Genomic DNA, 10,700 nt, shown 5'->3' with positions numbered 1-10,700 from the left:
CCCCTTTAAACAAACTTTGTTTGTCGTTTCCTTTTTACTCGTTTCTACTTGAGTTGTACTTGTTTTTAAACTCTAAGTTATTGCTAGGACCGTCATGTTGTTCAATTTTCAAGGACCGGTTGGCTTTATCGCCTGTCCCACTCCATTTTTGCGGAGCGTTCTTTTATGATAGCAAACATTTATCAAGTTGTCAAGAGTTTTTTTGAAGTTTTTTAAATGTTTTCTAGTTGCTCGTGCAGCTCTGATAGTCTAACACAAACAAGCCATCATGTCAATACTTTTTGTAAATAAATTTTCAGACTGTAAGATCAGTCAATTTATATTGTGTTATATTATCCATGTATGTGAAATATATACATGATAAATATGATTTTTTAATCTTTTTTATGGAGCCTATCATTTTAACATTGTGATTTCCTATCATTTTTCTTTGCTTTTCTTAGACTCTATAGATGGTCGAAAAAATTATGAGCAAGCGGTTGGTTCCTATCCTCCATTTTGCGAGGTTGAAACGCTTTTATAATTGCTTTTACAGCATATTGTGTGTAAAAGCGTTTTATCTTGTTCAACAAAGGGCAACGCCCGGAATACTTGTTTTGGTGTTGAATTGTGCCACCTCCAAAACAAGAAAGTAGAACCCGCCGCTTAAGAGGTGGGGCTCAGCTTGCTTTTCATTATAACATTCATAAAATAACGTATATTCTGACAAAAACAATACCAAGGAACTTTTAGTAGCCCTTGGTATTGTTATGTTTAACTGTGTTTACTCTTCTTCCGCTTGTCTGTTCATACTTTCTATTGTTTCGCGCAGAGTCATTTCATTCAGCTGTTCTTTTGTGATAAGAACCTGCCGAGGCTTACTGCCCTCTGACGGTCCCACAATCCCGCGCTCTTCCATCTGATCAACAATTCTCGCTGCCCGGGAATAGCCCAACTTCAATCTCCTTTGCAACATAGATGTGGAAGCCTGTCCGCAGTCCACTACAATCTCAATTGCCTGAGGCAGCAATTCATCCGCATCGGACGCTCCGTTGTCATCCCGTCCGCCTTCAGAGGATTGTGTATTTTCTACATGTTCCATAACATCTTCATTATAATTAACTTGCGCGGTTGCCTTTACAACATTGACAATTCGTTCTACTTCCTTGTCTGTAATCAGAGAACCTTGTACACGCAGGGGCTTGGTTTCCCCTACCGGATAATACAGCATATCTCCTTTTCCCAGCAACTTTTCTGCACCGCCTCCGTCCAGAATGGTTCTGGAATCCACTTGAGAGGATACCGCAAAAGCAATTCTTGACGGAACATTTGCTTTGATAAGACCTGTGATGACATCGACGGACGGTCTCTGTGTTGCTATCACAAGATGCATTCCAGCCGCGCGGGCAAGCTGAGCAAGACGGCAAATATATTCTTCCACTTCTTTCGGAGATGCCATCATCAAATCTGCCAACTCATCGATTATGATAACAATCTGTGGAAGAACCAGCTCCTCCTCTCCGTTTTTCCGTACAAATTCGTTATATCCCTTGATATCGCGGACACCGTTATCGGCAAATAATTTATAACGGTTCAGCATTTCCATAACGGCCCAGTTTAAAGCCCCTGCCGCTTTCTTGGGGTCAGTGACCACCGGAATCAACAGATGGGGTATTCCATTATATACCCCCAGTTCAACAACCTTTGGATCCACCATAATCAATTTCACCTCATTTGGGTGAGCCTTAAACAAAATGGATGTGATTAAAGTGTTGATACACACACTCTTCCCTGAACCAGTCGCTCCGGCAATCAAAACATGAGGCATTTTGGCAATGTCGCCCACGATGGTTTTACCTGTGGTATCCTTTCCCACCGCAAATGCAATTTTAGAGGGATGATCCTGAAATGCTTTGGAAGAAATGACCTCCTTCACAAAAACAGGAGTATTTTTATCATTTGCGATTTCAACGCCAATCACTGTCTTTCCGGGAATTGGCGCGATGCGGATTCCTTTTGCAGCTAAATTCAGTGCGATATCATCTGAAAGTCCCATAATTTTTGAAATCTTAACACCGCTTTTTGGCTGAAGCTCAAAGCGTGTCACGGTTGGTCCCTGTTCAATATTCACTACATGCGCTTCTACGCCGAAGCTCCGCAATGTTTCCTCCAGCTTGACAGCCTTAGCTTTCAGCTGATTTCTATCCATGCTCTGTTTATTTAGATAAGGATTGTCGTCAAGCAGTTCGATGGAAGGAAAGTGATATTCTTCCTCCTCCTTTTTTACTTCAATTTCTAAAGGCTGCACTGCCGCTTTCTTCGGTTTCGGTTTTTCAAAAACCGGTTCCGTGATCTCTTCGGCTGGTTCAGGCCCGTGTATGGTTATCTCTGGCTTTATCTCTTCCAACGCTGTGTGATCTTGTCCAGAAAGCAGTTTATCCAAAAATTCATTCTCGTCAAACAGTTCTTTTTCCAGATTCGTTTCTTTTTGCAGCGGTTCCTCGTCCTCGTCCTCCTCACCCAATTCCTGATAATCCTCAAAAATTTCCATAATCTTAGAAAAATCAGTTTTGCTATGCACGGGAGACCCCTCTGAATGTTCCTGTACCATTTTTTCTGTTTTTCTTTCCTTTGGCTGTATTTTCGTTTTTTTCTCCTTTTGAGAAATATGATCGAACCACTTCATTAACGGTTCGTAAAATAAAAAGATAAGTAAAAATAAAATGACCAGAAAAAGCAGGATAACCGCACCAGTGAAAGAGAGTACGCTTTTTAACGGTTCCCCGATAAATCCGCCGATGACACCTCCTCCGCCCTGGATGCCTTGGGTGTAAAGCTGCTCAATTTTAATCGGCATCGCCTGCGCGCCAAAATGGAACAAATGGTTGATCCCACTGCCGGCAAGGATAATACCTGCACACAGCCAGACTTTTATATATCCGGTATGGATTCTCATATTTACAATATACATTACAAATGCATAAATCAGCAGAAATGGCAACAGATATGACATGCTGCCGAAAATCCCTAGAAATATACTTTTGACAAACTCGCCATGGCTGCCCAGCATACCAGAATAGAAACTCAAAAAGGTATACACCAAAAGGATTACCGTCAAAAACAGGTAACCTATCGTAAATAATGTTTGATTTTTCTTTTTCTGTGCAGCCGTTTGCCGCTTGGCGGTCGGCTTTTTCGCTGTCCTCTTCTTTTGTGCTGCCACTCTAATCCAACCCTTCTATCCAAACTAATTCTATTTTATCAAAGCTTCCACTGGATGTCAAATAGGTTTTCCCATTCAGAAAAAGAGTGTGAATTTTTTGCTTCATTGGAAATGCTCCCCCTTTTCAGAACATGAAATACTGAAAAGAAGGAGCATGACACTAAATATTTTCCTGCTTCAATGCATCAATAATGTTTTCTTTTTTTACCTTTGAAATCGAATACAGCATTGCAGCACTGACAATCAGGAAGACGGCAATCATCGCGACAGCAATCTCTGTCCATGGAAGCATAAAACCAAAATTGAACTGTTTAGTAAGAGTATAGTAAATGAACAGCATCATAAGTACGCTGGCGGGAAGGCCATAAAGCAAAGCCTTGATTCCATAGAAAATGCTTTCATAGTTAATCATCTTGTTAAAGCCTTTGGGCGTCATTCCAACGGATTTCAGCATTGCAAATTCCCTTTTGCGCAGTGCGATACTGGTCGAAATGGTATTGAAAATATTTGCGATGCAGATCGCTGTGATCAGGATGATGAACCCATATACAAACACGGTCAGAAGCATCATTAACTGTTCCTCCTGCTGCCGCATCTGATATGTGTTGAAAATATAAATGGAATTGGTTTCCGATGCATCCCGAAGCCCTTCAATCTCTGTCTGCAGCTTCATAGGATCCTTTGACTGCAGGCAAAGATAACTGGAAGTGTAGATATCTTTTCTCTCGATCCTTTCGGCAAGTTTATGAAATACATCTTCACCGACAATCACCTGAAATCCTGCATTGTTTCCAATTGGCATCACCCCCATTGGAAATTGGTCTGTTGTTTGAAGTACGGTAAGCTCGCCCAGAGCAATATTCTGCCCCTTTTCAGAATCCATGTATGCCACAGGAAGACTGTCTCCCCTTGAAAGATTGACAGGCTTTAACTCCACATATTTCCCCTTTTCATTATCTCCATATTGAAATCGGTCAATTACAATGCAGGATAGATCTTTCATTTTTCTGGCATCCACGCCGATACTCCTTGTATATTCTTCCATCGAAGTATTGTCCAGCGCATAGACTTCAACCATATATTCAAATGCTTCCCTGTCCGCCTGATATTGCGGATGCTGTTTCAAATACGCAGGAAGCTTATTTCCAGTCAAAGTACAGGCTGCATCCAACCGTTTAAGGCTGCTCGCTTTTGTGACTCCATCCAGTGCCGCTATTTGATGGAACAACTCGGTTCCTTCCCCTCTCCTTCCGGTGACCTGAATATCAAAATTATACCCATCCTGTGTCAGAGCCAGCGATTTTTTCAGGTTGATAGAGAAATAAGATACGGATAAAAACAGTACAAGGCTAATAATCAGGGAAAAGACAGTGGCCTTATATCGCCGCTTATTCCGCTTCAAGTTTTTCAGTCCCAGTTCCGCTTCAATCCCAAAAATCTTCCGGGTAAGCTTTGTGGTTTTGACGTTTTTTCCGGTCAGCTTTACATCTCCTGTCTGCCGAATCGCATCAATAGGAGTGACTCTTGATGCACGCCTGGCCGGAATATAAGTGGAAATAAAAATAGTAAGTGCTGACAGTAGAATCGTACCCGCAATCATCAGAGGAGATACGGCAAGACGAAAGTCCTCTGTAACGCCAAACGCTCCTTGTATCAAGGGATTGATGCATGCAAAGGTGATGCCGATTCCACAAAGTCCGCAGACAATCCCAATGGGAATGCTCACTGCGCCGATAACCGTTCCCTCAAAGGATACCGAATTGCGCTTCTGTTTTTTGGTTGCCCCGATGCTGGACAGCATCCCAAGATACCTGGAACGCTCAGAGACAGAGATAGCAAAAGCATTGTAGATCAGTGAAATGGATCCCACCATGATAATGCTCATAATAATAGCGGTAAGGACGTTGAGCATGCTCTGCATATTGTCGTTTTTCACAACGCCGTATGTGCGCAGAAGGGTGTTATTAAATGACACCTTTCCAATTTCATTTTCCTCCGCAAATTTTTCCGCTTTGTTGAACAAAGCACGATTGATCTTTTTTACAGTCACCGAAGCGTGAAACCGTTCCGTATCGGAAACAGTGTTTTCATCATAATAGGAGACTACCGTATATCCCGGAGCCCAGGTCGCTTCCCATTCCGGTCGTTCCATGAAGCCGACAACGGTATACCGCTTATGCCGGGTATTGCGCAATATCTCAAGCGAGTTGCCCTCCTTATCGGTATCAAAGGACGTAGTCTGCCCTAAGGGACCGATATCTTCGCTTTCCCTGTTATAGCGTTCCCCCACATCCAGTTCCAAAACATCCCCCAAATGATATTGTACCTTGCCATTCGTGGCAACATGGACAGGGACTACGATTTCATCCGGTGATTGGGGCAAGCGCCCCTCTGTGATGTGAATGGGAAAACCGGTTAATCCGGCCTGATCATATGCCTTTACAAAGAGATAGGGTTTGTTGCTGTTCTTTCCGTTCTCCAGCTTAGCATAGCCCAAGTCCTTGCTCAGCATGACAGACTTGGTCTCCTCATCCGACTCGATCGCCTCCAGCTGCCGCCGGTTCACATTTTCATATAGAACATGCCATTCACCGTCATCCGCAATCGTTTGCCGGCGCATCATATCCATGAAGGAAAGCCCCAGAGTGGCCACTGCCGTTATCATCGCCACCGAAATAATGACGCCGATGACCGTAACCATTGTTCTCTTTTTGTTTTCTTTTAGCTGCCTGACGGTAAGTTTGTTCACAATATTCATGGACGAATCACCTCATCCTTTGCGATCCTGCCGTCCTCTATGGCAATAATGCGGTCTGCCTGGAGAGCAATCCGCTCGTCGTGTGTGATGACAATCAGTGTTTGGTGATAGGTTTTGTTGAACATCTTCAACAATTCAACGATCTCCGCACTGTTCTTGCTGTCCAGGTTTCCGGTAGGCTCATCCGCCAGAACCAGGGCTGGTTTATTGATAAGCGCTCTGCCGATAGAGACTCTCTGCTGCTGACCGCCCGAAAGTTGATTTGGCAGATGATCCATCCGGTTTTGAAGTCCCAGCATTTCCACAATTTCCTGAAGCTGTCTCTGGTTCACCTTCTGTCCATCCAGCAGTTGGGGCAATGTGATATTTTCCTCCACATTCAGCACTGGAATCAAATTGTAAAACTGATAGATCAGTCCGATCTGCCGGCGGCGGAAGATCGCCAGATTTGTCTCATTCAGAGCATAGATATCGGTGTTGTCCACAAGTACTTTACCGCTGGTTGGGCGGTCAACCCCTCCCAGAATGTGAAGCAATGTAGACTTTCCTGAGCCGGAAGGTCCGATGATTGCCACGAATTCTCCCTTTTCCACCCGGAAAGATACCTGATCCAATGCTCTGACCGCGGTCTCACCGCTGCCGTATATTTTGGAAAGGTTTTCAATCTTTAAAATTTCCATATACATTCCTCCATTGTTTTGATGCTGTCATTTTACACCTGGCAAATGACTTTCCGGTGACTTTTTTATAACAATTTTGTCACTTTAATGCAGATGACATGGGAATCAAAATACCTTCACAAGCCATTCAATAAAAAATTTTGCTTAGAGAAATCCATCCCTTCCGATGGAAAGGCGGATATGTCGGCGTATGAAGCAATTGTGGAGAATTTTCACCTTTAAGGAGCATTGCAGCTCTATTGGAAAAAAATCCTGCCGCCGCAGGATTTTAAACAATATGCTTATAAAATTTCATGTTAAATTGAGTTCCAATGCGCTCTTTGCTGATAACACTCAGATCGCCGTTCTGATGCTCGGTTATGCTTTTCGCCATAGCAAGCCCAATGCCGATACTCTCATCTCCGGCATTTTTCCCCCGATAGAACCGTTTGAAGATGTATGGGAGATCCTCTCGTGCAATCCCGCTGCCGTTGTCGATTATGCGCATCTCAGCGTACAAGGGATTCTCACTGTATTCCACTGTGATCGTCCCCCCATCTCCGGTGTGCTCAATACAGTTCTTGATAATATTGGTCAACGCCTCTGCCGTCCAGTTGATATCACCAAAAAAGGTGACGTCCTCTCCCCGAATGACAATCTGTTGGCTTCGCAGTTCCATAGGAATCAGCAGCGGCTCGACAGCGCGTTTCACCACCTCGGCAGCGGAGATTTGCTCCCGTTTAAATTCGGCTGTTCCCGCGTCTATTTTAGAAAGTTTTAAAAGGGAGGATACAAGCCATTCAATCCGTTCCAGCTGAGTGCGGATATTGTGTAAAAATTCCTTGCGTTTTTCCTCGGAAAGGCTCTCATCCCCCAGCAAATCCGTCATCACGCTCATAGAGGTCAAAGGGGTTTTCAGCTGATGAGAAATATCGGATATGGCATCCGACAGCTGTTTTTTGTCTTTCTGAAGCATCTGCGTCTGCTCTGACAGCCGGAGAGTGACCTTGTAAATATCATTTTTTAGAATACTCAGCTCGCCCTCCTCGTTGTCGCGGATGTCTAAATCGTACCTTCCACTGCAAATTTGGTTGAGATAATCGGAAAGCTCTGCCAGTCTCCGGTACCGCCATTTTGTAAAAATAAAAGTGGTCAGCATCATTGCCGCGCTTAACAAAAGCGCCAATATCGCCGCGGCCGTGCTAACCAAAAAGCCTGCTGCAATTCCACTCACAGCCAGGACAGTCTGCAACAGCGCAAAATTTCGGAACTCCCGATTTCTAAACATGGTCTCCACCTGCCTTATAGCCAAGACCCCGCACCGTTTGAATCAATCTGGGATTTTGCGGATCATCCTCCAGTTTCTCTCGAAGACGTTTGATATACACGGTCAAAGTATTGTCATTGACAAAATCTCCTGCTGCATCCCAGATACTTTCCAGCAGCTGGGAACGGGACATCACCTTGCCCGGATGATTACAGAAAGTCAAAAGCAGGCGGTACTCCATAGCAGTGAGGACAATCTCCTTCCCGTTTTTGGATACCTTCGCCTCCTCCGTATGAACCATGACATCCCCCAAGGCACAGAAGCGTCTTTCCTCTTTTTTATAACGCCGCAGAACCGAATGGATCCGTGAGAGCAGTTCCCTTATCCGAAAAGGCTTGGTGATATAATCGTCTGCCCCCATATCCAGTCCCATCACCACATTGACCTCCTCGTCGCAGGCGGTCAGAAAGATAACTGGAAGATCCCCTGTCTGTTTTGCCTTTCGGCAGATATCATAGCCGCTCCCATCCGGCAGACTCACATCCAGCAGGCACAAATCAATTTTTTCCGATTCCAGCGTCTGAACCGCGCTTTTCACATTGTGGCACAGAATCACGCCGTAGCCCTCGCTTCGCAGGGAATATTCCAAGCCGGAGGCGATCGTCTTGTCGTCCTCAGCCAATAAAATGTTCATCATTTTTGACTCACCTTCTTCATCACGATAATATTATGAAAATGAACTATAGCAAATAAATCTTTATTTTTTTGGACATATCTTTTTCTCTTTTGTAAGACCAATTAAATAATCAGCAGATATGTTGTAATATTTACAAATTAATCTTATATCCTCTATATCCGGATTTGAAGTTCCTGTTTCCATTCTTGATAGTTTTCTTTGTGTCATATTTAATTTTGCAGCTACTGCTTCCTGTGACAATCTTGGTTCAGTTTCTTCCCTTAATTCTCTCAAAATTTCATACCATTCCATAAAATCACCTCATAACAATAATACATCAGACGAAAAATGACTATTGACTTTTAGTCATATTTCGTCTAAAATATTATTAAAACAGTTTTTTTATTCCTATTTTGAAAATAATAAATAGAATTCTAAAGGATATTAAAAATGAGAAAATTTAAAATTCCGGCAATACCGAAAAAAACGAATAAAACCATACGGTTTCCGGATACTGTCATTGAAAAAGTAGAGGAAAACATTCGCGGGACAGACTGCACCTTTTCCGCCTTTATCGTTGCGGGAACAGAGTTCACCCTGGAAATGCTGGAAGAAGAGAAAAAAGAAAAGGGCTCGGAAGAGATCCATTCCCATCGGAAAAGCTGAGAAATCATTAAAAAACTGCCGGCGAGCGGCAGAACAACATCTGTTTCTGCTGTCACACGGCAGTATTTCATCAAACAGTTGATTTATTTCTGGTTCACGCGGCACCAGGTTCTCGCTTCTTCCACATTGACATCGGATGGCATTGTGGTGTTTGTCTCAGGATCCCTTGATTTCTCTTCTGCCAGCGCAAGCGTTTCGTATGCTTTTAAAATTCCGTGCTCCGCCTGCTGTTTGCTGTGTTTGATTCTTCCCATTGTCATATCCTCCAATCATCTGTTTGACAAGCATTCGGGAATGGAACACAATACGCATACAGATGAAATTTCTTCCATTCCGTGTTAAAATACTTGTCAATTGAGCCTTTGAAAAGCGAAAATAGAACAAGTACATTGCATATTGGGCTCGACTCTCCAATGCTTATCTTTAGTATTTGAATATGACAATTTTTTATGCTGTTTAAATTTTGATTCTTTTTTTCTTTCTGTTTTCAAAAGTGGTAAGATAGGAAAATCCCGCTTCTTTTAACAGCCGGATCCCCTCCTCATATTTCAGCCCTAACGCTTGGGTTTGATGGGAATCCGATCCCAAAGTGACAATCTCCCCGCCGTTTTGTTTATACAGCTTCAAGAGACGGAAGGACGGCATTGCCATACGCCCATCCCGCAGCCCGGAAATATTAAGTTCAATTCCTCTGCCGGATGCCGCCAGCTTCCGAAACGCGGAAATAAAATAAGATTCATATGCTTCCATTTCATAGTGAATACCATATTTCTGCAGATATCTGGTGGGATAGTCAATATGGCCGAACACGTCAAAATCCAATTCGTCAACGTATAATTCAATCTCCCTGACATATTCAAGAAGCACCTCGTCCACATTCTTTTGCTCATAGTGCCGCTCACAGTAATCCTCCTGTCCTCTGGCACGATGGATGGAGGACATAACGAAGTCAAAGGGGAAGGCGTTAACCACTCTCTGGTATTCCACGGGATTGTAAATTCCCTGCCCCAGCTCCAGTCCAAACCGAATTGTGATTTTATTTTCAAACCATTCACGGCATTGCAGAATATCCTCATAAATCGCTTTCAGCCTGGCGTAATGAAACTCCAGTCCGCCTTCGTTTATTTCGATATGATCGGTAAATGCGAGCTCTTTTATATCCAACTCTGCCGCTCTCGAAACCATATCTCGCATGGTGTCCCGAGCGTCGGAGGAATGTCTGGTGTGTACATGATAATCCGTTTTATACATATCTTTCTCCCTCTTTTTTATTTCGTTGATGTTTATTATACATCAAAAAAGAAAAAAGTGAAACAGCAAATTTACAGCCGCGTGAATAGAATATATTTCATGAATCAGAACCACCAGTAAACTGGTGGTTTGCACAGCCCCTATAAGGGGCTATTACAGGCTTAGCCTCTCTAAGAGGCACCGAAAGTTTGACACCGCATTACTATCACAGGCAGCCGCTC

9 protein-coding genes are annotated in these 10,700 nt (G+C 43.4%); 1 reads left to right on the top strand and 8 read right to left on the bottom strand.

The window, feature by feature from the left end:
* Positions 1-763: 763 nt before the first annotated feature.
* From KQI32_RS12540 to KQI32_RS12515, 6 genes are all read right to left on the bottom strand, one after another.
* Positions 764-3,202, bottom strand: a complete 2,439-nt coding sequence (locus KQI32_RS12540; protein ID WP_308167059.1) for a DNA translocase FtsK — start codon at positions 3,200-3,202, stop codon at positions 764-766.
* A gap of 160 nt (positions 3,203-3,362) precedes the next feature.
* Positions 3,363-5,960, bottom strand: coding sequence for an FtsX-like permease family protein (locus KQI32_RS12535; protein WP_177691259.1), 2,598 nt, complete (start codon positions 5,958-5,960; stop codon positions 3,363-3,365).
* Positions 5,957-6,640, bottom strand: coding sequence for an ABC transporter ATP-binding protein (locus KQI32_RS12530; RefSeq protein ID WP_177691258.1), 684 nt, complete (start codon positions 6,638-6,640; stop codon positions 5,957-5,959). The genes KQI32_RS12535 and KQI32_RS12530 overlap by 4 nt, the downstream gene beginning before the upstream one ends.
* Positions 6,641-6,908: 268 nt before the next feature.
* Positions 6,909-7,907, bottom strand: coding sequence for a sensor histidine kinase KdpD (locus tag KQI32_RS12525; protein ID WP_177691257.1), 999 nt, complete (start codon positions 7,905-7,907; stop codon positions 6,909-6,911).
* Positions 7,900-8,580, bottom strand: coding sequence for a response regulator transcription factor (locus KQI32_RS12520; RefSeq protein ID WP_177691263.1), 681 nt, complete (start codon positions 8,578-8,580; stop codon positions 7,900-7,902). The genes KQI32_RS12525 and KQI32_RS12520 overlap by 8 nt, the downstream gene beginning before the upstream one ends.
* Before the next feature lie 63 nt (positions 8,581-8,643).
* Positions 8,644-8,874, bottom strand: a complete 231-nt coding sequence (locus KQI32_RS12515) for a helix-turn-helix domain-containing protein (RefSeq protein WP_177691256.1) — start codon at positions 8,872-8,874, stop codon at positions 8,644-8,646.
* 138 nt (positions 8,875-9,012) lie between these two features.
* Between KQI32_RS12515 and KQI32_RS12510 the strand changes: the two genes are divergently transcribed.
* Positions 9,013-9,228, top strand: a complete 216-nt coding sequence (locus KQI32_RS12510) for a YlcI/YnfO family protein (protein WP_177691255.1) — start codon at positions 9,013-9,015, stop codon at positions 9,226-9,228.
* An 83-nt stretch (positions 9,229-9,311) separates the two neighbouring features.
* On the opposite strand, the gene KQI32_RS12505 is transcribed toward KQI32_RS12510, so the two are convergent.
* Both KQI32_RS12505 and KQI32_RS12500 read right to left on the bottom strand, forming a co-directional pair.
* Positions 9,312-9,482, bottom strand: a complete 171-nt coding sequence (locus KQI32_RS12505; protein WP_177691254.1) for a DUF3787 domain-containing protein — start codon at positions 9,480-9,482, stop codon at positions 9,312-9,314.
* Positions 9,483-9,684: 202 nt separating this feature from the next.
* A complete protein-coding gene (locus KQI32_RS12500) occupies positions 9,685-10,479 on the bottom strand; it encodes a histidinol-phosphatase HisJ family protein (RefSeq protein ID WP_177691253.1) in 795 nt (264 codons plus the stop codon).
* Positions 10,480-10,700: the final 221 nt, after the last annotated feature.

This window comes from Acetivibrio sp. MSJd-27 (genome assembly GCF_018918095.1).
In the GTDB taxonomy this organism is placed as follows: domain Bacteria; phylum Bacillota; class Clostridia; order UMGS1840; family HGM11507; genus HGM11507.
The sequence above is the reverse complement of the archived record's forward strand: the minus strand, read 5'-3'. Positions and strand labels throughout refer to the sequence as shown.